The sequence below is a fragment of the Pseudosulfitobacter pseudonitzschiae genome (genome assembly GCF_002222635.1).
GTDB classification, from domain to species: domain Bacteria; phylum Pseudomonadota; class Alphaproteobacteria; order Rhodobacterales; family Rhodobacteraceae; genus Pseudosulfitobacter; species Pseudosulfitobacter pseudonitzschiae_A.
This window is the reverse complement of the sequence record NZ_CP022415.1, coordinates 645,564-669,355: the sequence shown is the minus strand read 5'-3', so window position 1 is coordinate 669,355 and position 23,792 is coordinate 645,564. Positions and strand designations below refer to the sequence as shown.

Below are 23,792 nucleotides of genomic sequence, written 5' to 3'. Positions count from 1 at the left end.
GCCGCGCCGCCAGCTACAGCGCGTCTTGCAGCTGACGGGCAAGCGTGTTCTGCCGCGCAATGACCGCGCCCATGTCCAGCGTCGTGATTTGCCCGTCGCGCACGATCTGGCGGCCTTCGACAAACAGGTCGCGTACCGTCGTCGGCCCCGCCAGCAGCAATGCCGCCGGATCCCAGCTGCCTGCACTGGCAATACCACTGACATCCCAGATCGCCAGATCGGCGCGTTTGCCCACTGCGATGCGACCGCAATCGGGGCGGCTCAGAGTGTCGGCGCCGCCTCGGGTGGCGATCTCGAGCGCTTCGCGCGCGCTCATGGCGTCGGCGCCGTTGGCGACACGCTGCAACAACATCGCCTGACGTGCCTCGGCCACCAGATTGCCAGCGTCATTGCTGGCCGATCCGTCCACGCCCAGCCCAACCGGCACACCTGCATCGCGCAAGGCACGCACGGGGGCAATGCCGCTGCCCAGACGGCAGTTCGAACACGGGCAATGCGCCACACCGGTACGGGTGCGGGCGAACAGGTCAATTTCGGATGTGTCCAGCTTGACGCAATGCGCGTGCCAGACGTCTGGCCCGGTCCAGCCCAGATCCTGTGCATATTCACCGGGGCGTTTGCCATAAGCCGCAAGGCTATAGGCGATGTCTTCTTCGTTTTCGGCCAAGTGCGTGTGCAGCATCACCCCTTTGTCGCGGGCCAGAAGGGCAGTGTCTCGCATCAGGCCAGTGCTGACCGAAAAGGGCGAACAGGGCGCAAGGCCCACGCGACACATCGACCCTTCGGACGGGTCGTGAAAGGCGTCGATCACACGGATGCAATCCTCGAGGATCGCGGCCTCTTGCTCGACCAGATTGTCAGGGGGCAGCCCACCCAGACTTTCCCCGATACTCATAGAGCCGCGCGTGGGATGGAACCGCAGACCCAGCTCGGCAGCGGCGTGGATCGTATCCTCAAGCCGTGCGCCATTGGGGTAAAGATAAAGGTGATCGGACGACAAGGTGCAGCCCGACAGCGCCAGTTCGGCCAGCCCCACCTGCGCAGAGGTGTGCATATGGTCCGGCGTAAACCGCGCCCAGATCGGATAGAGCGTTTTCAGCCAGCCGAACAACAGCGCATCCTGACCGCCGGGCACGGCACGGGTCAGCGTCTGGTAAAGGTGGTGGTGGGTGTTGACCAAACCGGGTGTGACCACACAGCCCGCCGCCAGAACGGTTTCGCCGGAGGTCTCCAGCTCCTGCCCCACCCCTGCAATCCTGCCATTGCGCAGCAAGATGTCGGCACCGGCCAGTTCGCGGCGGTCGTCGTCCATTGTCAGGATGCAATCCGCGCCTTTGACCAGAACCTCGGTCATATGTGTTTGGCCAATATGGCCAGCGCTTCGGCGTGAATCCCGGCGTTGGCGGCAGCCAGTGCGCGGCCCCCGTTGTGGACGGGTCCGCCCTGCCAGTCGGTGACAATGCCGCCAGCGGCCTGAATCACGGCGATGGGGGCCTGAATGTCGTAGGCGTTCAAACCTGCCTCGATCACCAGATCGACCTGACCTGCGGCCACCAGCGCATAGGCATAGCAATCCATCCCGTAGCGCGTCAGTTGCGCGCGCCCCGCCACGTCGACAAACGCGGCGGCATCCGCAGGGGTGCCGACCTCGGGGAAGGTGGTAAAGACGGTGGCCTGCGACAGCGGACGCGGCGGGCGGGTTTTCAACGGCGCACGACCTTGGGGACCGTGGACCCATGCGGCCTCGGGTGTGCCGATGAAACGCTCGCCAATATAGGGCTGGTCGATAATGCCGATTTCGGGGCCATCCTTGCCGCCCACGGCGATCAGAACGCCCCATGTCGGCGTACCCGAAACAAAGCCGCGCGTGCCGTCGATCGGGTCCAGCACCCACGTCAACCCGCTGGAGCCAGCCACGGCGCCGAACTCTTCGCCCAGAATGGCGTCGTCGGGGCGCAGGTCGGCCAGAACCGCGCGCATCGCCTCTTCGGCGGCGCGGTCGGCAATGGTCACGGGGTCATAGCCGCCTGACAGCTTGTTTTCGGCTGTCAGGCCGATGTTGCGAAAATGGGGAAGGATCGCAGCGCGGGCGGCATCGGCCAGCTGCTGCGCCACATCCAGAAGGGCATCATGGGTGTATGTCATCCTGCCGAGGTGCCATTTTGACAGCCCCAAGGCAAGACAATCCCGTCAGGATTTATGCAACGTCACTCAGCACGCGGGCCAGTTCGAACAGACGCCGGCGCTGGTTTTTGGGGATGGCGTAGTACGAGCGCACAAGATCCATCGCTTCTTTGTCTTCCAGCAAATCGCCGGGAACAAAGCGGCCCGAAGGTTTCGACCCCACATCACCATCCAGCCCTTCGAAGAAAAACGATACGTTGACGCCCATCGCCTCGCCGATATCCCACAGGCGGGACGCGCTGACGCGGTTCGCACCGGTTTCATACTTTTGAATTTGCTGAAATTTAATACCGACCATCTCGGCCAGTTTTTGTTGGGTCATGCCAACCAACCAGCGACGCTGGCGAATACGTTTTCCAACGTGCTCGTCTACTTTATGAGCCATCTAAAACCTCCTTTGAAAATTCCATGCAGGCGAAGATGAGGCTCACTTGGATCCGATCATTTTCAGGCTTGGATTTCACACTCGTTTACAGGAAAAAAACAATAGGCATTTGCACATCAAAAGCAACACTTCTAACGCTCAACCTTAAGTATCTTTCCAAAAAGTCGAAATTTGATTAGCACCAATGACCCCACTTCAAACGCTGCCCCTTGCAATGCACGTCACCCGAGAACAATGCGACAAAGTCACCGGACATCAAAGATAGCACAGAAAGCAAAATTTATCAAAAACTTGGGCAGTGCGTCACCGGCACCTGTCCGGCTGCCCTTGGGGAAGCCGAAGGGTTTCAGCGCCCCTTGTAACCCACAGTTGAACCCGTCGATTGGCGGCCATTTCCGGCCCGATCAAACAACTATACCGCGCGCAGGCGTGTGTGCTCTTCGTTGCCAAAAGCACGTCGCAACAGGTCTGCGAGCGCGTCATGCACCATGTTTTTCGATCGCGTCGCACCGTAAAGATTGATCATCTGCGCAGGCAGGTCCGGCAGGTGGCCGCCGTGGTCAATCCGCTGAAGATGGGGTGGCTCTGTTCCCTCGATCATCGTGTTGATCGCCAGATCGGCGCTGACGGTGGCCTCGATGGTGCGGTCGCTGTCGGTTTCCACGATCACGTCCCAATCAATGCCTGCCTTATCCAACCGTTCGATGACGCGCGGACGAAAGGTGCAGTGCCGCCCAAAGGCCAGCTTCAGCGGACGCTGGCGCCATGCAGACCCGTCCGGCGCGCCCAGCCAGCACAGTGGTTTGACGCACAGGGTTTCGCCGCCCGCATCGACAAAGGTTTCGGTTGTCAGGATCAGGTCGATTTCACCTTTGCCAAAATCGGCCTTCAACGCTTTTGTATAGCAAGAGATCAGTTGCACCTGCACCCGCGGAAAGGCCGCGTTGAACTGTTTCAGCACGCGGGGAATCGCCGGATAAACGATGTCATGGGGCACACCCAGCCGGATTGTACCGACATAGGCCTGATCGGTCAGCCGCACGATCACCTCGTCGTTCAGTGCCACCATGCGTTTGGCATAGACCAGCAACTGCTCGCCCGCCGAGGTCAGCGCGATGGTCCGACCCGAACGGTCGAGCAACTCAAGCCCCAGCGTTTCTTCCAGTCTTTTCAACTGCATAGAGACCGCCGATTGCGTCAGATGCAGAAACCCCGCCGCCCGCGTGACGCCGCCAGTTTCGGCCACAGCGGCGAAAGACCGCAACGTCGTGATATCCAAATTCCTCATCCATCACACTCCTTGATGTAATGCAGCACAAACATTCGTTTTAAAAATGTTACACGAATAGGCATATACATCAACAGAATTGATAGAAACCCGTCGTTTCATACGTACCGAAGGATCAAATGACATGACAATGACCGATATGATCGCCCGCTCGACCCTGTTCACCCGCACCAGAGATGCCGGCCCCAGCCGCGCCAGCCTGTTGTCGCTGTGGCGCTCGCGCCGCGCGCTTGCACAGCTTGACGCGCGTGCGCTGGAAGACATCGGCGTGACCGCAAAAGAGGCACACGACGAAGCCACACGCCCCGTCTGGGACGTGCCTGCGACGTGGAAAGACTGATCTGCGCTGAAGCTCGCGAAAAAGCGACCTATAACGCTCCGAAAACACTTGAAATAGCCTGCTTGCGGCCCGATATTCAACGTATCTAACGCCGCAGGCTGAAATCTGCGGATCATCAGTGTTATTAACGGAGGCTTTCAATGGCTGACATCAACACGATCCGGACAGCAGCAGCTGGCACACGCTCTGCCGAGATCGACGCGGGCCTGCGCGCCCACATGAACAAAGTCTACGGCACAATGTCCGTGGGCATGTTGCTGACGTTCCTCGTGGCATGGGCTGTAGGGTCCAACCCGCAACTGTTGAGCATTTTCCGCAACCCTGAAACGCTGCAACCCAACATTCTGGGCTGGATCGTGATGTTTGCACCGCTGGGCATGGTCTTTGCCTTTGGTGCCGCAATCAACCGTCTGTCGGCGGCTGGGGCGCAACTGTTCTTTTACGCTTTCGCATCCGTCATGGGCCTGTCGCTAAGCTGGATTTTTGTCGCCTTCACCGGCATGTCCATTGCGCAGGTGTTCCTGATCACGTCGATCGCCTTCGCTGGCCTGTCGCTTTGGGGGTACACCACCAAAAAAGACATCTCGGGTTGGGGTTCGTTCCTGATCATGGGTGTGATTGGTATTCTGGTCGCGTCGATCGTCAACATCTTCCTGCAATCGCCAGCGATCATGTTCGCTGTGTCGATCCTGGGTGTTCTGATCTTTGCCGGTCTGACCGCATATGACACGCAGAAGATCAAAAACGACTACATCCAGCACGCCGCACAGGCTGACAGCGAATGGCTGGGTAAGGCGGCGATTATGGGCGCGTTGAATCTGTATCTGGACTTTATCAACATGTTCATGTTCCTGCTGCAACTGTTCGGCAGCCGCGAATAACGCGCACCGCAACACAATGGTTTTGGAAAGGGCTGGTCGCGGGACCGGCCCTTTTTCTTTGCCAACAGGTCGGGGGCGGGAACGCCGGACTTGACGGGTTCAAAATCCGTGCCAACGATGCGGCGCACGGAAGGAGCCCACCCAATGCTGGAACTGCGCCCGAACTGCGAGATGTGTGATCTGGACCTGCCGCCCGACGCCGAGAACGCGCGCATCTGCACCTATGAATGTACCTTTTGCGCCGACTGCGTCGCGGCGCACCTGCACAACGTCTGCCCCAACTGCGGCGGTGGCTTTGCCCCGCGCCCGATCCGGCCAGCAGGGGCGCATCGCAAGGGCACCGGACTGGGCAATCATCCCGCCAGCACCAAGCGGCGGACGATGCACCATCCGCCGGACGCAGCCACTGCCCTGTCTACCAAGCTGCGCGATGTACCGCCCAAGGATCGCTAGACGTCCAACGCCCTCGCCATGCGGATGGCGGGGAATGTGATGCTGCCCGTCAGGGTCACATCCATCGGCCCGAGCGTGCGAAACCCCACCGCGTGATAGAAACCCTCGGCGGTGCGGGTGGCCCAACATTCCATGCGCTGCACCCCTGCTGCGCGGGCACTGTCAAAGCTGTGGTGCATCAGCCATGTGGCCACACCCGAACGCAACTGGCGCGGGTCGGTGACAACGTGGCGGATGTGTCCAAGTGCGGGATCAGTGGCATCAGGGGTCCAGCCCCCTGCCCCCAAAAGCGCGGCCCCATCCTCGATCACGTAATAGGTGCCGCAGCCCAGTAACTCGGGCCGAGCGCAGGTCATCACGGGCAAGGTTGCGGCAAGCTCTTGGGCGGTGTAGTCGCGCGCCAGCAGCACAGGGTAGCTGCGCGCCAGCAGTGCATCCACAGCGCCCTTGTCAGAGGCTGTGGCGGGGCGAATGAACATGGTCGGTCTCCTGTCAGGCGCTGGGGCGCTTGCAATGGGGGGATGGACCGTGCCTGAAAGTGCAAAGGACGAAACGCAAAAGGCCGCGTCCTTGCGGCGCGGCCCTGCGTATCGAAGTCTCGAAAGCTGATCTTACTTGATCTTGCCTTCTTTGTATTCAACATGCTTGCGCGCAACGGGGTCGTATTTACGGACCGACATTTTTTCGGTCATCGTGCGTGCGTTTTTCTTGGTAACGTAGAAGTGGCCTGTGCCCGCGGACGAGTTCAGACGGATCTTGATCGTGGTTGGCTTCGCCATGTCTCTTCTCCTGCTGCGCCGATAGCCCCGGTAGGCGGGCGCGTAATTCCTGAACCCCGCCTTCTAAGCAGATCGGGGGGTGAGTCAACCGCAAAATCGGCACGCGGGCCGGAATTGCGGGAAGTAATGCACGCAGTGCCCGCACCGCGGTTTCGTGCGTGCCGCACCCAAGGGGCGGCTATCGCGCCAAACCCAGCCGTGCAAGCGGACTGTAGCGTCCGGATGCCCGCCGCTTTCGGGTCGAACCATCCTAGTTGCTCGCAAATCTGGCCGCCGTCAGACCGTCAAAAGAAATCTCGGGTGTCTTGCCCAGAACGACATCGGCAACCGCGCGGCCCGAACCGCAGGCCATTGTCCAGCCCAATGTCCCGTGGCCCGTGTTGACAAAAAGATTGGCGTATTTTGTGGACCCCAGAACCGGCGTGCCGTCGGGTGTCATCGGGCGCAGGCCGGTCCAGCCTTCGGCGCGCGAAATATCTCCGCCTTTGGGGAACAGATCACTGATGACATACTTGACCGTGTCGGTGGCATGTGGACCCAAACGGTTGGAATAGCCTGCAATTTCTGCGGTGCCTGCAACGCGGATACGGTCGCCCAGACGGGTGATCGCAACCTTGTGGGTTTCGTCCATGATCGTTGATTGGGGGGCAAAGGCGTCGTCGGTGACGGGCACCGTAACGGAATACCCTTTGACCGGATAGACCGGCAGCCTGACCCCGATGGGGTTCAGCACGTTCACCGCGTAACTACCCATCGCGCAGACGTAAGCATCTGCCGTGATCCGACCGGCGATTTCCGTATTCACCCCCGCAATCTTGCCGTCTTCGATGGCGATGGATTTGATTGACTGGCCATATTGAAATTCAACACCCATCTCGATGCATTTTTTCGCAAGGGCGATGGTGAACATCCGGCAATCACCGGTCCGGTCGGCAGTCAGGCGCAGGCCACCAACAAATTTGTGGCGCACCTCGGCCAGTGCCGGTTCGACGGCAATGCAGGCGTCGCGGCCCAGCACCTCGTAGGGGGAATCGTATTCGGCAAGAATCTCCTGATCAGCCTTCGAGGCTTTCATCTGCTTGGCGGTGCGAAACAGTTGCAAGGTGCCCTGTGCGCGGCCATCGTATGCAATCCCTGTCTCGGCAATCAAATCGGGCATCACGTCACGCGAGTAATTCGACACCCGCACCATGCGGGCCTTGTTGATGCGATAGCGTTCCTCGTTGCAATTGCGCACCATGTCCACGCCCCATTTCCACATGCTCGGGCTGATCAGCGGCCAGATAAACAGCGGCCTGCGTTTCATGAACATCCATTTGAGCGCCTTCATCGGAATCCCCGGCGCAGCCCACGGCGAGGTCATGCCATAGCTCAACTCTCCTGCGTTGGCATAGCTGGTTTCCTGCCCAGGACCGGTCTGGCGGTCAATCACCACTACATCCGCGCCCTGTTTGGCCAGATAATACGCGGTCGTGACGCCAATAACGCCCGCGCCCATGACAAGAACTTTCATAGCGGATGCCTTTCGATTATATTCAGAAAACCCTGGACCTTTCGGGATGTTAACATGGCTTGCGACGAGCCGGATTTTATTTAGCGCGCCAAGACAACGCACAGCGACGGCGGCGAGACCAAGAAAAGCCAGCTTGACCAATAAAGTCGCATGGGAAGGGCAAGATAAGGTGCGCGGAAGGCCTGTAAGCCGGATTTTGTCCCAAGGGTTGCCCCTCGTGGATGGCCATTCATCTTGGCACACGGTTACCCGTGCGCCTCTAGCTGCCAACCCGGATCTGCTCGGGCCAAAGCGGCCCTGCGGCTTGCGCCACACGCGATCCCTATTTGGCATTGCTCCCGGTGGGGCTTGCCGTGCCGGTCCGGTTGCCCGTCCCGCGGTGGTCTCTTACTCCACCGTTTCACCCTTACCCCTATGTGATGTCGGTTGCCCGATCCGCATAAAGGCGGTCTGTTCTCTGTGGCGCTTTCCCTAGGGTTACCCCCGCCGGGCGTTACCCGGCACCGTTGCTTTGTGGAGTCCGGACTTTCCTCGGACGCAAGGTTGCCCTCGCCCCCGCGGCCATCCAGCCTTCCGCGCAGGGGCGGCTTAGACGTATGTATGGGCGCACGTCAATGGGCACCGGGGTGCATTGATGGCAGAACGGCCCTCCGGGGGGAGTTTATCTGGCAAGATGAAGGATCAGGCGCGGACCAAGGGGATATAATCTTCGGGTGTCAGCGGGCCGGTGACCTGCGGGCGGTAGCGCAGGCGGACGGCGTGCAACAACGCGTCGTCGGTGACATCAGCAGTATAGCCTGCGGCGCGTGCAAGGTGGCGGAAGGTTTCCGGCTCTGCCGTTCGGGGGCCTGCGCCGGTGCCGCGCAGGCCTGCCAGCCCTGCCGCTTCGAGGCGGGTCCAGTCGAAATACGGGCCGGGATCGAATTTGCGGTCGGGGGCCATGTCGGAATGGCCGATGACGCCCTGCGGCGGGATCGACCAACGGTGCAGAAGATCGCGTATCAGGGTTTCAAGGCTGCGCATCTGGGCTTCGGCAAAGGGGCCCTGGCCGTCATTGTCCAACTCGATCCCGATCGAGCGCGAGTTGATATCGTCGTGGCCCATCCAGTGGCCTGTGCCTGCATGCCACGCACGCAGGTCTTCGGGCACCATTTGGGTCACCGCGCCGTCCTGAGCGATCAGATAATGGGCCGAAACCTCGTGTCGGGGGTCACATAGGCGCTGTAGGGCCGCATCGGCGCTGTGCATGGCGGTGTAGTGGATCACCACAAGCTCGGGCCGCAACCCGTCCCTGCGGGGGCCGCAATTGGGGGACGGGTGGCTGTGGATGTGCATCAGTTCGCAGCGGCACGCCGGTAGGGGGTCGGATCCCAGCCGCAGGCATAGCCGTCGCCATCGGGGTCCAGCCCCTTGCGGTCACGTTTCGGGCCGCCTCGGGCCAGAAAATCGGTCTGTGCTTCGTCGTCGTTGGTATAGACCGCGCAATTGCGGGCCATTTTCGACTGGCCGCCAAAGCCAAGGCGTGGGTGTATCTTGGTGCCGCGCGGGTGTCTGGTTTGCAGCGCGTATTCGACCACATTGGGCCCGCCTGCATCGCTGCGCGACGGCAGGGCCGTGGGTTGTACCACCTCGTATTGCGCGCGATTTTCGGCGATGCGGGCCTTATCGCTGGCGATGGTCTGGCGCGCGGCCACGGCGTCAAAGTCGTTCTCGTCCGAGATGCCCGGATTGCTGACCGCTGCTGGCGCGGGGTTGGACGGGCTGGCATTTACCACCTCGCGGCCAGAATTCGCAGCCGCCGCGCGTTCGTCTTCATCCAGCGATGCCGCCAAAAGGTCGGGATCAAAACTGCCATTTGCTGAAGACGTGGTTGCCGGGGCTGTCCCGCCCAAAGGCTGGCTGGAGACGCCGGGCGCAGCAGGCACCGCTGTGGCCGTGGTGGTGTTGAACCCTACGCCACGTCCGGGATTGCCCACCCCTGCGGCGCTGTCGGGAACTACCGGCTGGCACGCCGCCAAAGCGCCAACTGCGGCGACCATCAGATAAATCTTCATGCTTTTCTCTGCCCAATTGCGTGGGTCTGCGCCCACCCTTTAAGGCCGTTTACCACCATTTTCCCGGTTTTGCCACAAATCCGGCCGCCTGTTCGAGCGCATAAGCGGAAGACAGCAAATCTGCCTCTTCCCACGGGCGTCCGATCAGTTGCAGACCCAGTGGCAACCCTTGTTTGTCAAGTCCCGTGGGCACGGCGATGCCCGGCAGGCCCGCCATGTTCACGGTGACGGTGAACACATCGTTCAGGTACATCTGCACCGGATCGGCATCCGACATCTCGCCCAGACCAAAGGCCGCTGACGGGGTTGCTGGCGTCAGGATGGCGTCGATGCCTTGGGCAAAGACGTCTTCGAAGTCTTTCTTGATCAGCGTGCGGACCTTGCGGGCGCGGTTGTAATAGGCGTCGTAGAAGCCTGCGGAGAGCACATAGGTGCCGACCATCACGCGGCGCTGAACTTCGGTACCAAAGCCTTCGGCACGGGTTTTCTCGTACATCTCGGTGATGCCGTCGCCGTGGTCCAGTCTGGCGCGATGGCCAAAGCGTACGCCGTCATAGCGCGCGAGGTTCGAGGACGCCTCGGCGGGGGCGATCACATAATAGGCAGGCAGCGCGTATTTGGTGTGCGGCAGCGAGATGTCGACGATCTCGGCCCCTGCGTCGCGCAGCATCGCGGCGCCGTCATCCCACAGCTTTTCGATATCGGCGGGCATGCCCTCCATGCGGTATTCGCGCGGGATGCCGATTTTGCGGCCCCGGATATCGCCGGTCAGCGCCGCCTCGAAGTCGGGCACGGGCAGGTCGGCGCTGGTGCTGTCCTTGGGATCGTGGCCGCACATCGCGCCCAGCATGATGGCGCTGTCGCGCACGGTCTTGGTCATCGGGCCCGCCTGATCCAGCGAGGAGGCAAAGGCCACAACGCCCCAGCGCGAGCAGCGCCCGTAGGTCGGCTTGATGCCGACGATGCCGGTGAAGGCCGCAGGCTGGCGGATCGAGCCGCCGGTGTCGGTGCCGGTGGCCGCAAGACACAGATCCGCGGCGACAGCAGAGGCCGACCCACCGGACGAGCCACCGGGGGTCAGTTGCGTGTCGTCATTGCCGCGCCGCCACGGGTTCACCGCGTTGCCGTAAACGGATGTCTCGTTGGACGAGCCCATGGCGAATTCGTCCATGTTGAGCTTGCCCAGCATCACCGCACCGGCAGATTTCAACTGCGCGGTGATCGTGGATTCGTACTGCGGCAGGAAGCCTTCGAGGATGCGGCTGGCGGCTTGCGACGGCACGCCTTCGGTGCAGAACAGATCCTTGATGCCGATGGGCAGGCCGCACATGTCCGGCGCGTCGCCGGCAGCGATGCGTTTGTCGGCCTCGGCGGCGCGTTCCAATGCGATCTCGGGCGTGTGGTGCACAAAGGCGTTCAGCGCCCCTGCCCCGTCGATCGCCTTCAGGCAGGCTTCGGTCAGTTCCTTCGACGTGGTGTCGCCACGACGCAGGGCATCGCGGGCGCCGGCCAGTGTCAATGTGTTGAGATCGGTCATTATTCCACCACCTTCGGCACGGCAAAAAATCCTTCGCGGGCATCGGGAGCATTGGCCAGAACCTTTTGCTGCTGGCCTCCGTCGGTCACCACGTCCTTGCGGCGCGTCAGGCGCTGCGGGGTCACGGATGTCATTGGCTCGACGCCGTCCACGTCCACTTCGTTCAATTGTTCGATGAAGCCGAGGATCGTGTTGAATTCAGCTGCCAACGCGGGCAGCGCATCCTCTTCCACCTTGATGCGGGCCAGCTTGGCCACACGGGCGGCGGTGCTTTGGTCAATCGACATCGGACTCTCCTTCATCTGCTTGGCAAGCGCTTTACCGCCCCGCCCGCCACGCTGCAAGGGCCACACCGCCGAGGCACCTGCGCAAAGAATACGATTGCGGGAAAAACACACCCTTGCTCGCGCGGTGCCAGCGGTCTGCACCCGCGCCTTCGATCAAAAAAATCCGCCGCCAAGGCTGCCCAAAGCGGCCACATGCGCTACCATCGGCGGTGAACAAAGGAGACGACTTATGAATATCATCTGGCTGGGCCACGGATCATTCCGCATCGAAATCGAAGATCAGGTGCTGCTGATTGATCCGTGGTTGACCGGCAATCCGATGCTGGAGGACGACAAGGCGCGCGCGGCTTGTGAGGGGGCCACGCATATTCTGGTGACGCATGGGCACTTTGACCACACACAAGACGTGGCATCGTACAGCAAGGACAGCGGCGTGCCGATCTCGGGCATTGTCGAGCTGGTCGGCTATCTGGTCTCCAAGGGGGCTGTCGAAGGCAACGCGTTCAACCGTGGCGGCACGATCCAGCTGGGCAAAGTGTCGGTGACGCTGGTGCCCGCGTCGCATTCCTCGTCGATCATGGACGGCGACACGCCACTATACATGGGGCAGGAATGCGGGTTCATCATCCGGGGAGAGGGCAAGTGCATCTACGTTTCGGGCGACACCGACATCATGGCCGATATGGAATGGATGGGCGATTATTACAAACCCGACATCGGCATCCTGTCGGCGGGCGGGCATTTCACCATGGACATGGCGGCGGCTGCCTATGCGGCCAAGCGGTATTTCAACTTCTCGACCGTGATCCCGTGCCACTACCGCACGTTTCCGTTGCTGGCGCAGGACGCTCAGGCGCTGGTTGACGGATTGCCGGACGTCGACGTGATCGCGCCGCAACTGCTGGAGCCGATCACGCTTTAACCGCGTCTTTGCGCGAAAAACGCTTTCAGCATCGCTTCGGCCTCGGCTGCGGCGATGCCGTCGTAAATCTCGGGACAGTGGTGGCTTTGCGGGTGGGAGAAAACCCGCGCGCCTTGGGCCACGCCGCCTGATTTGGGGTCGGACGCGCCATAGTACAGCCGCCCGATGCGGGCCGCCGCAATTGCCGCGGCGCACATCGCGCAGGGTTCCAGCGTGACATACAGATCATAGCCGACCAACCGCTCTGATCCGGCAGCGGCACAGGCTGCGCGGATCGCCAGAATTTCGGCGTGGCCCGTGGGGTCGCAGATTTCGCGGGTGCGGTTGCCTGCCACGGCCACCACTTGCCCTGCGGGGTCTACGATCACCGCGCCCACGGGCACTTCTCCGCGCGCGGCGGCGGCTGTGGCGGCGTCTAGTGCCTGATCCATGAAGCTGCGAAAACTCATGTCTTCACATGCCCTGATCACAGGCGCTTTCGCAAGACCGCGAATTGCTCTATGCCGCGTCACATGAGCACCGACACACCCCAAGGCGATCGCATCGCCAAAGTCCTTAGCCGCGCCGGCGTTGCCAGCCGCCGCGAGGCTGAACGCATGATCGAAGCCGGACGGGTTACCGTTAACGGCGTCAAGATCGATAGCCCTGCGCTGAATGTCCTGCCAACCGACACGATTGTGGTCGATGGCAGACCCGTGGCCGAACCGGAACACGAACGGCTGTGGCTGTATCACAAACCTGTAGGTCTGGTGGCGACGGATTCCGATGAAAAGGGCCGCAAGACCATTTTCGACGATCTGCCCGAGGACATGCCGCGCGTGATGAGTGTCGGGCGGCTGGACATCAATTCCGAAGGGTTGCTGCTGCTGACCAATGACGGCGGCATCAAGCGCAAACTGGAATTGCCTTCGACGGGCTGGCTGCGGCGCTACCGCGTGCGGGTCAACGGGCGGCCCACCGAAGACACATTCGCCCCGCTGCGCGACGGCATCACAGCCGACGGCGAGCGGTTCCAGCCGATGCAGGTGACGCTGGACCGCCAGCAGGGTGCAAACGCGTGGCTGACCGTGGGCCTGCGCGAAGGCAAGAACCGCGAGATTCGCCGCGCGATGGAAGAGATCGGGCTGAGTGTGAACCGTCTGATCCGCGTCAGCTATGGCCCCTTCCAGTTGGGCGAATTGAAAGCCGGCGCTGTGGAAGAAGTGCGCCGCAAGATTTTGCGCGACCAGTTGGGGCTGGAGGCGCTGGAAGTGTCACCGACCGGCACGGCCCAGAAAAAACCCGTGGTCAAACGTCCCGGCGGACCGAAAACATCCGGCCAGCGGCCCGGAGCCGCAGGCGCGCGGTCTGGCGGCGGCAACTTCGCGGGTGGTAAACCTGCGGGACGCACATTCAGTTCGGGCAAGTCCGGCAGTTCGGGCAAGTCCGGTTCGGACAGGTCCGAAGACCCACGGTCGGCCCGGGCCAAGCCCTCAGGCAGTGGCAAGACATTTAGCAGTGGCAAAACCTTCGGCAGCGGCAAGCCGTCGGGCGGCGGCAAGCCAAGCGGCACCCGCCCTGCGCGCGACCCCAAATCCGGCAAGCCGCCTCGTCGTTAAACCACGCCCCCCGACCGGACAAACCTTGTAACAGTGGCACAATCGGGAACTTTCCCCCTTGTGCCCCGTTTTATTTGTCACAATCTTGAGGTAGCTGATACGCACAACCATCCATTTGGCATCTATATGGCTATGAAATCATCCCGATATCGAAGACGGCATTTCATTTTCCGGTTATTCTGCGTGTCGCGGTCGGGGTCATCCGGTCAAGCATTTCGCGCAAGCCGAATGTAGCGCCGCGCACCGGACCAAGGGGGGATTGACCGGCATCAAACAATGCTGCCCACTGGTAAAACGCAGCGGTGCGCGTATGTATAGGGCCACTGCTAAACAAAGGACGCGCAATGTCCCGACTGATCCTTTTCGTGATTCTCATCCTGGCCATCGTGGTGGCCGCCGGTGCTGTGGCGTCGGTGTTCCGCCAAACACCCAAACCTTCGTCAGGCGGCGCACCCGGCGGTGCGATCCCCAAGGTCGCCTTTGGTCTGCTGATGGTGGTGATGCTGGGCGTAGGCTCTGGCTGGTTGGGGGCCGAGTGATGGCACAGCGTTACGGCGGTAAATACAGCCCCGAGGATGAAACCGCACCCGGTGCGTCCTCCAAGCCACGCGGATTGATGCCTGCGCCTGCGCAGGTTGATCCGGCAGGATTACGCTCGAACCTGATGTTCTTGCCGCCTCTGGCCTTGGCGCTGACCGCGTTTGGCGAAGGCCCTGCATTACTGGCCACGGGTCTGGTGGGCGCGGCCGTCTGGGCACTGGCCGCAGTGCTGACCCGCGAAGGACTGCGCGCCGAAGCCGCGTTCCACGACCGCAAGATTGCGCGCCGCCCTGCCCTGCCGCGCAAGATACTGGCCAGCGTGGCCGTGGCGGCGGGTGCGATACTGGCGGGTGTAACCCATCAAACCGACATCCTGTCGTCCGTCATCTACGGCGTGATCGCTGGTGGTCTGCATCTGGCGGCATTCGGGCTGGACCCGCTGCGATCCAAGGGCATGGAAGGCATCGACACCTTTCAACAAGACCGCGTGGCCCGCGTGGTCGACGAGGCCGAAAAATACCTGCGTGAAATGTCCGATGCACTGCTGCGTGCGAATGACCGCAAGATGGAAACCCGCCTGGCCCAGTTTCAGACCAAAGCCCGCACACTGATCCGCACCGTCGAGGAAGACCCCCGCGATCTGACTGCTGCGCGGCGCTATCTGGGTGTTTATCTGATGGGTGCGCGCGATGCGACGATCAAGTTTGCCGACATCTATGCGCGCACCCGCGATGCACAGGCGCGCGCAGGCTATGCCGCCCTGCTGGACGATCTGGAACAGAACTTTGACGCGCGCACCCAAGCCTTGCTGTTGGACGACCGCAGCGATCTGAATGTAGAAATCGACGTACTGCGCGACCGTTTAAAGCGCGAAGGCGTGCATATCGCGCCCCCTAAAACCCGGTGAACTAAGGAATAGAACATGTCTGAGACTGTGCGCCAAAAGGCCGAAAAATCGCTGGCCGACGTTGAACAAATCAACGCGGTGATCCTGCCCGAGCCGAAAGAGGCCACCGCCATTGTGGCGCTGAAAGACGCCGACGCCCCTGTCAGCGCCGAAATCCGCAGGCGCATGGACGAAATCGACATGGCCGACACCCAGTCGATTGTGTCGTTCGGATCGGGTGCGCAGGCAGAATTGCAGACCATCTCGCAGGCCATGCTCACGGATGTACGCAACAAGGATGTGGGTCCGGCGGGCGACAGCCTGCGCAGTATCGTGTCGGCCATCCGCGGCTTTAGCGTGTCGGAACTGGATGTGCGCCGCGACCGTTCGTGGTGGGAAAAGCTGCTGGGCCGCGCCGCGCCCTTTGCCAAGTTTACCGCCAAATTCGAAACCGTTCAGGCACAGATCGACAAGATCACCGACAACCTGCTGAACCATGAACACACGCTGCTGAAAGACATCAAATCGCTGGATTTGCTGTACGAAAAGACCCTGAATTTCTACGATGAACTGGCGCTGTATATCGCGGCGGGCGAGGCCAAGATCGAAGAGATGGACACCGATGTTATCCCCGCCAAAGAGGCCGAGGTGAAAGCCGCCCCCGAAGACGATCAGGTGATGAAAGCGCAAGAACTGCGCGACCTGCGCGCCGCGCGCGACGATCTGGAACGCCGTGTGCATGACCTGAAACTGACGCGTCAGGTGACGATGCAATCGCTGCCCTCGATCCGTCTGGTGCAGGAAAACGACAAGTCGCTGGTGACCAAGATCAACTCGACCCTCGTGAACACCGTGCCGCTGTGGGAAACCCAACTGGCCCAAGCCGTGACCATGCAGCGCAGCGCCGAAGCAGCAACAGCCGTGCGCGATGCCAACGATCTGACCAATGAATTGCTGACCTCGAACGCCAAGAACCTGCGCGAGACCAACACGATGATCCGCACCGAGATGGAGCGTGGCGTGTTCGACATCGAAGCGGTGAAACAGGCCAACGCAGATCTGATCGGCACCATTCAGGAAAGTTTGCAGATTGCCGACGAAGGCAAGGCCAAGCGCGCCGCCGCCGAAGAGGATCTCAAGAAGATGGAAGCAGACCTGCGCGATACTCTGGCCTCGGCCAAAGCGCGCAAGGACGGCACAGGCGACACCGCTGGCACCTCAGTTCCGGGCTAGGACGATGGGTGCGGTCGCATTGCGGGGGGCAGGTTGGTTTGGCGCTTTGGCGCTGGGCCTGTCGGTGGCTGCCTGCGATCTGATTGCCCCGGTCGAGCCTGTTCTGACCCCGCGCGCACGACCCGAGCGCAACGCCGCGCCGATCCGCGTGGCTTTGCCCACCTCCGAAGAAAGCGCCGCCAAGCGCAGCTATCTAGCGCAGGTGCAATCGGCGCAGCTGTCCCAAGGGTTGCTGCGTCAGGATGGCGGCGGCACGGACACACCGTACAGCGCCGATATGCTGGCACGAAACTTTAACCAGATCGTGTTTTTCAACGAATATGGCGCGGGCACCCGCGCATCGGGCCTGCCCGGCAGCCTGCGCCGTTGGGCTGGTCCCGTGCGCATGGGCGTGGCCTTTGGCAGGTCGGTGCCCGCATCGCAACAGCGTCAGGATCGCAGTGATGTGACCCGCTATGCCGCGCGACTGGGTCGTGCCACGGGCCATCCCGTGACGATGGGCACAGCGCCCAATTTTCTGGTATTGTTCGTCTCCGAGGACGACCGCGCCGAGGTACTGACCACCCAAGCCACCCGCATTCCGGGAATCACCAAGGCGTCGCTGGCGCCACTGATGAACCTTGGCGATGACATCTATTGCGCCGTGGCGGCCTATGCCACCGGCCCCGACCCGCACACCTATACCGCCGCCGTCGCGGTGATCCGTGCGGAAAACCCCGATCTCTTGCGCCTGTCGTGCATTCACGAAGAGCTGGCCCAAGGCTTGGGGCTGGCCAATGACAGCCCGATGGCGCGCCCGTCGATCTTTAACGACGACGACGAATTTGCGCTGCTGACCGATCACGACGAAATGCTGCTGGGCATGCTATATGATGATCGCCTGAATATCGGCATGAGCATGGCCAAAGCCGAGCCGATCGTGCGCATTCTGGCCCGCGAACGAACGAACGGGCCACTTTAAAAGCGCTCGACACAAGACCACCCGGAGCGTTTAATCCGGACAAATTCCCCGCAGTTTTGGTGGCGAGCGCCATCAAGCTGTGACAGGCTGCCAATGCAGCACATCAAATGCGAGGACCACATGGGCATTTTCGATTTCCTCTCCGGCGAGTTCATTGACGTCATCCACTGGACGGACGACACCCGCGACACGATGGTCTGGCGGTTTCAGCGACATGGCCACGAGATCAAATACGGCGCCAAGCTGACAGTGCGCGAAGGTCAGGCGGCGGTGTTCGTTCACGAAGGCCAGCTGGCCGATGTGTTCACGCCCGGTCTCTACATGCTCGAGACCAATAACATGCCGATCATGACGACCCTTCAGCATTGGGATCACGGGTTCAAATCGCCCTTCAAATCCGAGGTTTATTTCGTCAACACCACCCGTTTCAACGATCTGAAATGGGGCACCAAAAACCCGATCATCGCCCGCGACCCCGAGTTCGGACCCGTGCGTCTGCGCGCCTTTGGCACCTATTCGGTCAAAGTGTCCGATCCGGCCAAATTCCTGCTGGAAATCGTCGGCACCGATGGCGAATTCACGATGGACGAAATCAGCTTCCAGATCCGCAACATCATCGTGCAAGAATTCTCGCGCACCTTGGCTGGTGCTGGAATTCCCGTGCTGGACATGGCCGCCAACACCCGCGAACTGGGCACATTGGTCGCCAAGCAGATCGCACCCGTCATCGCCGAATACGGCCTGATGCTGCCCGAGCTTTACATTGAAAACATCTCGCTTCCGCCTGCGGTCGAGGCGGTGATGGACAAACGCTCTTCGATGGGTGTGATCGGCAACCTTAACGAATACTTGCAGTTCCAGACTGCCGAGGCGATGGGCCGCGAGGGTGCTGGAGCGGCTGCAATGCAAACCGGTCTGGGGGCCGGTCTGGGCATGCAAATCGGCCAGTCGGTCGCAGGCGGCGCAGGCCCGTGGGGGGCACGGCCCCAAGGCACCGCACCTGCCAGCGTCGCACCGCCCCCGCCACCGGTCGAGCATGTCTGGCACATCGCAGAGGGTGGCAAAACCACCGGCCCGTTCTCCAAGGCGTCTCTGGGCCGCATGGCAGCCGAGGGTGCGCTGACCCGCGACAGCTATGTCTGGACCGCAGGCCAGGACGGCTGGCTGCGGGCAGAGGACGTGGCCGAGCTGGCACAGCTGTTCACAATCCTGCCGCCGCCGCCGCCGGGAGCATAAAAGATGGCCGGGATGGAGGCACTTTATGCCCCGATCCGGTGCTTTGGGATGCGCCGCGCAGGCTTTTTGTCGGCATGCCGATGCCTGCCGATCTGGACAGGTTGAACCGTGCGCTGGACACCGGATTTGCCGAACTGACCGGCACCGTCTCGACCACGTTTTGGCGCGAAACGGGTTTTCCGCTGATCCGCGACCACTGGGCGGCCGTGCCGTGAAACTTTTGCAGCCCGCAGCGCGTGACATATGACATGACGACAGCACCTGATACCCCTTCGCGCCGGACACGCCTGATGGCGCGCCTGCCATCGCGCCGGGTGGCGCTGAAATGGCTGCACTGGATCATGGTGCCACTGTTCATCTGGTTCCTGCTGGTCCAACCTAAGGATGTGACGCCCTTTGGCCCCCGTGCCTTTCAGGCGCATTCGATTCTGGCGCTGATATTTGTGTCACTGTCGCTGGCATGGACCGCCGATCTGATGCGGCGCGGGCTGGCCAGTCGTCCGGGGCCAAAGCTGCGCGGCTGGATGCGCCCTGCCCACCGTTGGCTGCACCTGACCCTGATCTGGGGGCTGTTCTTTGTGGCCTTCACCGGCTTTCTGCTGGGGCTGACCTCGGCCGTTCTGCTCAAGGCGGGCGGCTTTCTGCCCATTGCGCCCCCTTTGGGGCTGCGCACGGCAAACCAGATCGTCGGCACCGTGCATATAGTGCAGTTCTACGCACTGGGGGCCGTGGCAGGGGGCCACGCGCTGTTCCACATCTGGCGCCATTACCGGTTGCACGACAACGCCTTGCGGATCATGGTACCGCGACGGTTTCACCGCTATTTGTAACGGCCCAGCGACGGACAAAGACACCAGATGACACCCCCGATGATCAATGGCATGGTCTGACCCATGAGCTTTGAAGACGACCAGAACACCCCCGCCGACGAATTCCGCTTTCCCTGCGATGCCTGTGGTGCCGACATGCGGTTTGCACCCGGACAGGGCCAGCTGAAATGTGACCACTGCGGCCACGTTCAAGCGATGGACAATGCGACCCCCAAACGTCAGGCGATCCGCGAGCTGGACTTTAACGCAGCCCTTGATGCCCGCCTGCCCGAGGCCGAGATCGAAGAAACCCGCATTTCCAAATGCCCCAATTGCGCCGCCGAGGTGGCGTTCGACGCCAAGGTACATGCCACCGAATGCCCGTTCTGTGCGACGCCTGTTGTGGCCGACACCGGCCTGAACCGGCATATCAAGCCGCGCGGCGTGCTGCCCTTTGGCCTGACCGAAACAGCCGCGCGTGGTGCGATGACCGACTGGCTGGGCCGTCTGTGGTTTGCACCCAATGGTTTGCAGGACTATGCCCGCAAAGGTCGCGCGATGCAGGGGATTTATGTGCCCTATTGGACCTTTGATGCGGACACCAAAACATCGTACAGCGGCGAACGTGGCACGGTCTATTACGTCACCCGAACCGTCATGCGCGATGGCAAACCGACAATGGTACAAGAGGCCAAAGTGCGCTGGAACCGCGCCGCAGGCCGCGTGGCACGGTTCTTTGACGACGTGCTGGTTCTGGCCTCGACCAGCCTGCCGAAACGCTACACCGACGCGCTGGAACCGTGGGATCTGGCGGCCCTTGAACCTTACGCCCCCGAGTATCTGGCCGGTTTCCGAGCCGAAGCCTATTCGGTCAAACTGCAAGACGGCTATGCCGAAGCCCGCGCACATATGGACCGTGTGATCGAACGCGACGTGCGCTTTGACATCGGCGGTGATCGCCAGCGGATTCACCAGATGGACACGACACTGGGCGAGGTGACGTTCAAGCACATCCTGCTGCCGGTTTGGCTGGCGGCGTACAAATATCGCGGGAAAACGTACAGATTTGTCGTCAACGGGCGCACCGGACGGGTGCAAGGCGAGCGGCCCTATTCGGCCATCAAGATCACCATCGCGGTTGTGCTTGGGTTGCTTGCGGCGGCAGCCATCGGCTTTTTTGTGGCGCAAAACCAATAAGAGGCCGAGATGACACATATCGACACATTGAACGCGATCCTTGACGCGCGCTTTTCCTGCCGCGCGTTCCGTTCTGATCCTGTGGATCAGGATACGATCACGGCCATCGTGGCCACCGCCCAAAAGGTGCCCAGCTGGTGCAACGCCCAGCCTTGGCAACTGACCATCACCAGCGGCTCTGCAACGGACAACTTCCGCGAGGCGCTCTATGCTCATGCGATGGCCACTGCGCCCGCGCCCGATCTGGACTGGCCCGAGAAATATCAGGGTGTCTATGCCGACCGCCGTCGCGCCTGCGGCTTTCAGCTTTACAATGCGGTGGGCATCGAAAAGGGCGACCGCCCTGCCGCTGCGCGGCAAATGATGGAAAACTACCGCCTGTTCGACGCTCCGCATGTGGCGCTGGTGACCGCACCAAACGAGCTGGGACCGTATGGGGCGATGGATTCGGGCGGCTTTGTCACCGCCTTTACGCTGGCGGCTGCGGCTTTGGGGGTGGCTACGATTGCGCAGGCCGCCATCGCAGCCCACGCGCCAATGGTGCGCGACCACTTCGATCTGCCCGAGGATCGCAACCTGCTCTGTGCCATTTCCTTCGGCTATGCAGATCCGGACCACCCGGCCAACAGTTTTCGCACCGCACGTGCGCCCGCTGCCGACGTCATTGACTGGAAAAATTGATGCGCGCCCTGTTGCAACGGGTGTCCGAGGCCGCCGTGCGTGTTGACGGCGTTCTGACAGGCCAGACCGGCCCCGGCCTGCTGATCCTGGTCTGCTCCATGCCCGGTGATGATATTGATACCGCACGTACGCTGGCAGCCAAGATCGCAAAGCTGCGCCTGTTCAAGGACGAAGCGGGCAAGATGAACCTGTCGATCCTGCAAACCGGCGGGTCGGCCCTTGTTGTCAGCCAGTTCACCTTGGCTGCCGACACCACTCGCGGCAACCGCCCCGGATTTTCCGGCGCGGCCAGACCCGATCAGGCCGAAACGCTGTACCTTCAGTTTGTCCACGCCCTGCGCAATCTGGGCATTGCCACAGAAACCGGAAAATTCGGTGCCGACATGGCCGTAAGCCTGACCAATGACGGCCCCGTGACCCTCTGGCTCGACACCGCAGACTAGGCTGATCTTGTCCTGTTTCTTTGGCTGGAAATATCCCCGCCGGAGGCTCCCGCAGGTGCCACGCGAACAGCCGTTGGGGGTACAAACCAAACACTGCGGGGGTGGCTGGGCCACCTGCCCTCCACCCCTCGCGTGTCTGCCAATCTGATCTGCCGCGCGCCCCAAGGGGCGTGGACGTCTTTGCCTGTATCGGATTGAATAATATAACACCTTACCGCGCACCCGCACCAATGCAGGCGGCGCAAAAGCACCAATTTAAACCATCCGAAGCCCGTCACGCGCCCCGTCTGTCGCGGGTTATGTCGTGATTTATTGGACCTGAGGTGATTCTAACCGAATCATGATTCGGCGCATAGAGTCTTTTTGATTTTTCTCACTTTCCTTGGTGGCCTGCCCCGCGCAGCCACGTTAGGTTTCCTTTGGTGCCCCCATTTGGTGCCCCCCGTTCACGCCCAACACGACCGAGGACACCATGACTGCGCTCGAAAATCTTTGGCACATCGGCGTAAATGCGGTTGGGGGCGACGCCAGTGTGCGCCAATCCCTGCACGCCCATCCGATCACGCCACCCGACCAGATCATCGCCGTGGGCAAGGCTGCCACCGCAATGGCTGGTGCTGCGGCGGCGCTGTTTCCGGATGCGCCGGTTCTGATCATCACCAAGGATGGCCACGCCGACGGCGCACCGCCCCATGCGCAGGTGATCGAAGCGGCGCACCCTGTGCCCAATGTAGCCAGCCTTGAGGCAGGCGCGTCGCTGCTCAAAACAGTGCAAGGCTGCGGGCCGCAATCGCATCTGTTGATGCTGGTCTCGGGCGGGGCGTCGGCGCTGGCCGAAGTGCTGGAAGACGGGCTGACGCTGGCGGATCTGACGCAGCGCACACAGGACAAGCTGGCCTCGGGAGCGGATATTCACGCGATCAACGTCATGCGGCGCGGATTGTCTCGGATCAAGGGCGGCAAGCTGTTGGGCACTTTCGGGGGCGCGCGCGTCACGACGCTGGCAATATCGGACGTAGAAGGCGACAGTTTGGGGGTTATCGGTTCGGGCATCGGGGATGCGCCCAATAATGTGGCGTTTGCCCATGAAGCACGCATCGTCGCGTCAAATGCCATCGCGCGCCAAGCCATTGCCGATGCTGCCGGCGCAGATGTGCGCAGCAACGCCGAGACGCTTTATGATGACGTCACCGCCCTTGCTCCGCGCATTGCCGCACAACTGAAGGCCGCCGAATCCGGCCTGCATATCCTTGGTGGCGAACCCACGGTGATCCTGCCCGAGGCCCCCGGATTGGGCGGGCGTAACATGATGCTGGCGCTGCTTTTGGCCCGTGAAATAACGGGTCGGGACGATCTGCAGATCCTTGTGGCGGGCACCGACGGGTCCGACGGTCCGACCGATGCTGCAGGGGCCGTGGTGGACGGGCAGACGTGGCTCTCCAGCGGGCAAAACGCCATCGACACAGCCGCGCCCTATGACTGGCTTGCGGCACGCCACGCCCTGCTAAAGCCAGGCCCCACCGGCACAAATGTCATGGACTTGCTCATCGCACGCAAAACCTGATTGCCCGCCCCATCGCCTTGA

General features: G+C 61.7%; 28 protein-coding genes and 1 other RNA gene. 16 read left to right on the top strand and 13 right to left on the bottom strand.

The genetic code is table 11. The features are described from left to right. Window positions 1–13: 13 nt before the first annotated feature. From SULPSESMR1_RS03130 to SULPSESMR1_RS03115, 4 genes are all read right to left on the bottom strand, one after another. A complete protein-coding gene (locus tag SULPSESMR1_RS03130) occupies window positions 14–1,354 on the bottom strand; it encodes an 8-oxoguanine deaminase (RefSeq protein ID WP_089419520.1) in 1,341 nt (446 codons plus the stop codon). After that, the gene (locus tag SULPSESMR1_RS03125; protein ID WP_089419519.1) at window positions 1,351–2,145 is read right to left on the bottom strand and encodes an inositol monophosphatase family protein; all 795 of its coding nucleotides are present in this window, start codon (window positions 2,143–2,145) and stop codon (window positions 1,351–1,353) included. The genes SULPSESMR1_RS03130 and SULPSESMR1_RS03125 overlap by 4 nt, the downstream gene beginning before the upstream one ends. Window positions 2,146–2,197: 52 nt before the next feature. Next, a complete protein-coding gene (locus SULPSESMR1_RS03120) occupies window positions 2,198–2,569 on the bottom strand; it encodes a helix-turn-helix domain-containing protein (protein WP_089419518.1) in 372 nt (123 codons plus the stop codon). 412 nt (window positions 2,570–2,981) lie between these two features. After that, a complete protein-coding gene (locus tag SULPSESMR1_RS03115) occupies window positions 2,982–3,857 on the bottom strand; it encodes a LysR family transcriptional regulator (RefSeq protein WP_089419517.1) in 876 nt (291 codons plus the stop codon). Between the two features lie 124 nt (window positions 3,858–3,981). Here SULPSESMR1_RS03115 and SULPSESMR1_RS03110 point away from each other — a divergent pair, with 124 nt between their 5' ends. The 3 genes from SULPSESMR1_RS03110 (at window position 3,982) to SULPSESMR1_RS03100 (ending at window position 5,531) form a co-directional block, all read left to right on the top strand. Continuing rightward, window positions 3,982–4,197: a DUF1127 domain-containing protein gene (locus SULPSESMR1_RS03110; protein WP_240311281.1), complete on the top strand. Its 216-nt coding sequence runs from the start codon at window positions 3,982–3,984 to the stop codon at window positions 4,195–4,197. Between the two features lie 140 nt (window positions 4,198–4,337). Next, complete coding sequence (locus SULPSESMR1_RS03105; RefSeq protein ID WP_089419516.1) at window positions 4,338–5,078, top strand: Bax inhibitor-1/YccA family protein; 741 nt, start codon at window positions 4,338–4,340, stop codon at window positions 5,076–5,078. Window positions 5,079–5,222: 144 nt separating this feature from the next. Continuing rightward, the gene (locus SULPSESMR1_RS03100) at window positions 5,223–5,531 is read left to right on the top strand and encodes a DUF1272 domain-containing protein (RefSeq protein ID WP_089419515.1); all 309 of its coding nucleotides are present in this window, start codon (window positions 5,223–5,225) and stop codon (window positions 5,529–5,531) included. On the opposite strand, the gene SULPSESMR1_RS03095 is transcribed toward SULPSESMR1_RS03100, so the two are convergent. From SULPSESMR1_RS03095 to gatC, 8 genes are all read right to left on the bottom strand, one after another. After that, a complete protein-coding gene (locus SULPSESMR1_RS03095) occupies window positions 5,528–6,010 on the bottom strand; it encodes a GNAT family N-acetyltransferase (protein WP_089419514.1) in 483 nt (160 codons plus the stop codon). The two genes, SULPSESMR1_RS03100 and SULPSESMR1_RS03095, sit on opposite strands and share 4 nt — an antisense overlap. A gap of 132 nt (window positions 6,011–6,142) precedes the next feature. Further along, the gene (rpmG, locus tag SULPSESMR1_RS03090; RefSeq protein WP_028958297.1) at window positions 6,143–6,310 is read right to left on the bottom strand and encodes a 50S ribosomal protein L33; all 168 of its coding nucleotides are present in this window, start codon (window positions 6,308–6,310) and stop codon (window positions 6,143–6,145) included. Window positions 6,311–6,560: 250 nt separating this feature from the next. Next, window positions 6,561–7,823: a D-amino acid dehydrogenase gene (locus SULPSESMR1_RS03085; protein WP_089419513.1), complete on the bottom strand. Its 1,263-nt coding sequence runs from the start codon at window positions 7,821–7,823 to the stop codon at window positions 6,561–6,563. A 169-nt stretch (window positions 7,824–7,992) separates the two neighbouring features. Continuing rightward, an RNA gene (gene rnpB / locus SULPSESMR1_RS03080) (RNase P RNA component class A) lies at window positions 7,993–8,400 on the bottom strand. A 104-nt stretch (window positions 8,401–8,504) separates the two neighbouring features. Continuing rightward, complete coding sequence (locus tag SULPSESMR1_RS03075; RefSeq protein ID WP_089419512.1) at window positions 8,505–9,158, bottom strand: N-acetylmuramoyl-L-alanine amidase; 654 nt, start codon at window positions 9,156–9,158, stop codon at window positions 8,505–8,507. Then, complete coding sequence (locus SULPSESMR1_RS03070) at window positions 9,158–9,877, bottom strand: hypothetical protein (protein WP_089422105.1); 720 nt, start codon at window positions 9,875–9,877, stop codon at window positions 9,158–9,160. The genes SULPSESMR1_RS03075 and SULPSESMR1_RS03070 overlap by 1 nt, the downstream gene beginning before the upstream one ends. A gap of 49 nt (window positions 9,878–9,926) precedes the next feature. After that, window positions 9,927–11,414, bottom strand: a complete 1,488-nt coding sequence (gene gatA / locus SULPSESMR1_RS03065) for an Asp-tRNA(Asn)/Glu-tRNA(Gln) amidotransferase subunit GatA (protein WP_089419511.1) — start codon at window positions 11,412–11,414, stop codon at window positions 9,927–9,929. Continuing rightward, a complete protein-coding gene (gatC, locus tag SULPSESMR1_RS03060) occupies window positions 11,414–11,701 on the bottom strand; it encodes an Asp-tRNA(Asn)/Glu-tRNA(Gln) amidotransferase subunit GatC (protein WP_089419510.1) in 288 nt (95 codons plus the stop codon). Before gatC ends, gatA begins: the two co-directional genes overlap by 1 nt. Window positions 11,702–11,930: 229 nt before the next feature. On the opposite strand from gatC, the gene SULPSESMR1_RS03055 reads away from it, so the two are divergent. Beyond that, window positions 11,931–12,623, top strand: coding sequence for a metal-dependent hydrolase (locus tag SULPSESMR1_RS03055; RefSeq protein ID WP_089419509.1), 693 nt, complete (start codon window positions 11,931–11,933; stop codon window positions 12,621–12,623). Here the strand turns inward: SULPSESMR1_RS03055 and SULPSESMR1_RS03050 are convergent. Beyond that, window positions 12,620–13,072, bottom strand: coding sequence for a nucleoside deaminase (locus SULPSESMR1_RS03050; RefSeq protein WP_089419508.1), 453 nt, complete (start codon window positions 13,070–13,072; stop codon window positions 12,620–12,622). The two genes, SULPSESMR1_RS03055 and SULPSESMR1_RS03050, sit on opposite strands and share 4 nt — an antisense overlap. Window positions 13,073–13,135: 63 nt before the next feature. On the opposite strand from SULPSESMR1_RS03050, the gene SULPSESMR1_RS03045 reads away from it, so the two are divergent. The 12 genes from SULPSESMR1_RS03045 (at window position 13,136) to SULPSESMR1_RS02995 (ending at window position 23,771) form a co-directional block, all read left to right on the top strand. After that, window positions 13,136–14,221: a pseudouridine synthase gene (locus SULPSESMR1_RS03045; RefSeq protein ID WP_089419507.1), complete on the top strand. Its 1,086-nt coding sequence runs from the start codon at window positions 13,136–13,138 to the stop codon at window positions 14,219–14,221. 344 nt (window positions 14,222–14,565) lie between these two features. Next, window positions 14,566–14,760, top strand: coding sequence for a hypothetical protein (locus SULPSESMR1_RS03040; RefSeq protein WP_089419506.1), 195 nt, complete (start codon window positions 14,566–14,568; stop codon window positions 14,758–14,760). Next, on the top strand, window positions 14,760–15,668 hold the full coding sequence (locus tag SULPSESMR1_RS03035) for a 5-bromo-4-chloroindolyl phosphate hydrolysis family protein (RefSeq protein WP_089419505.1): 909 nt from the start codon (window positions 14,760–14,762) through the stop codon (window positions 15,666–15,668). Before SULPSESMR1_RS03040 ends, SULPSESMR1_RS03035 begins: the two co-directional genes overlap by 1 nt. 15 nt (window positions 15,669–15,683) lie before the next feature. Next, window positions 15,684–16,880 (top strand): toxic anion resistance protein, encoded by a 1,197-nt coding sequence (locus SULPSESMR1_RS03030; RefSeq protein WP_089419504.1) that lies wholly within the window; start codon window positions 15,684–15,686, stop codon window positions 16,878–16,880. Between the two features lie 4 nt (window positions 16,881–16,884). Next, window positions 16,885–17,841, top strand: a complete 957-nt coding sequence (locus SULPSESMR1_RS03025) for a DUF2927 domain-containing protein (RefSeq protein WP_089419503.1) — start codon at window positions 16,885–16,887, stop codon at window positions 17,839–17,841. A gap of 120 nt (window positions 17,842–17,961) precedes the next feature. Beyond that, window positions 17,962–19,077 carry an SPFH domain-containing protein gene (locus SULPSESMR1_RS03020; protein ID WP_089422104.1) on the top strand — a complete coding sequence of 372 codons (1,116 nt, stop codon included), beginning with the start codon at window positions 17,962–17,964 and terminating at the stop codon, window positions 19,075–19,077. Window positions 19,078–19,151: 74 nt separating this feature from the next. Next, the gene (locus tag SULPSESMR1_RS24895) at window positions 19,152–19,292 is read left to right on the top strand and encodes a hypothetical protein (protein ID WP_157728961.1); all 141 of its coding nucleotides are present in this window, start codon (window positions 19,152–19,154) and stop codon (window positions 19,290–19,292) included. Window positions 19,293–19,325: 33 nt separating this feature from the next. Next, a complete protein-coding gene (locus SULPSESMR1_RS03015; protein ID WP_240311282.1) occupies window positions 19,326–19,907 on the top strand; it encodes a cytochrome b/b6 domain-containing protein in 582 nt (193 codons plus the stop codon). A gap of 63 nt (window positions 19,908–19,970) precedes the next feature. Further along, entirely contained in the window at window positions 19,971–21,083 is a 1,113-nt protein-coding gene (locus SULPSESMR1_RS03010) for a TFIIB-type zinc finger domain-containing protein (RefSeq protein WP_089419502.1), read from the top strand. Window positions 21,084–21,092: 9 nt separating this feature from the next. Continuing rightward, entirely contained in the window at window positions 21,093–21,764 is a 672-nt protein-coding gene (locus SULPSESMR1_RS03005; protein WP_089419501.1) for a nitroreductase family protein, read from the top strand. Beyond that, window positions 21,764–22,207 (top strand): D-aminoacyl-tRNA deacylase, encoded by a 444-nt coding sequence (dtd, locus tag SULPSESMR1_RS03000; RefSeq protein ID WP_089419500.1) that lies wholly within the window; start codon window positions 21,764–21,766, stop codon window positions 22,205–22,207. The genes SULPSESMR1_RS03005 and dtd overlap by 1 nt, the downstream gene beginning before the upstream one ends. Window positions 22,208–22,679: 472 nt before the next feature. Further along, window positions 22,680–23,771: a DUF4147 domain-containing protein gene (locus tag SULPSESMR1_RS02995; RefSeq protein WP_089419499.1), complete on the top strand. Its 1,092-nt coding sequence runs from the start codon at window positions 22,680–22,682 to the stop codon at window positions 23,769–23,771. The last annotated feature ends 21 nt before the right edge of the window (window positions 23,772–23,792 follow it).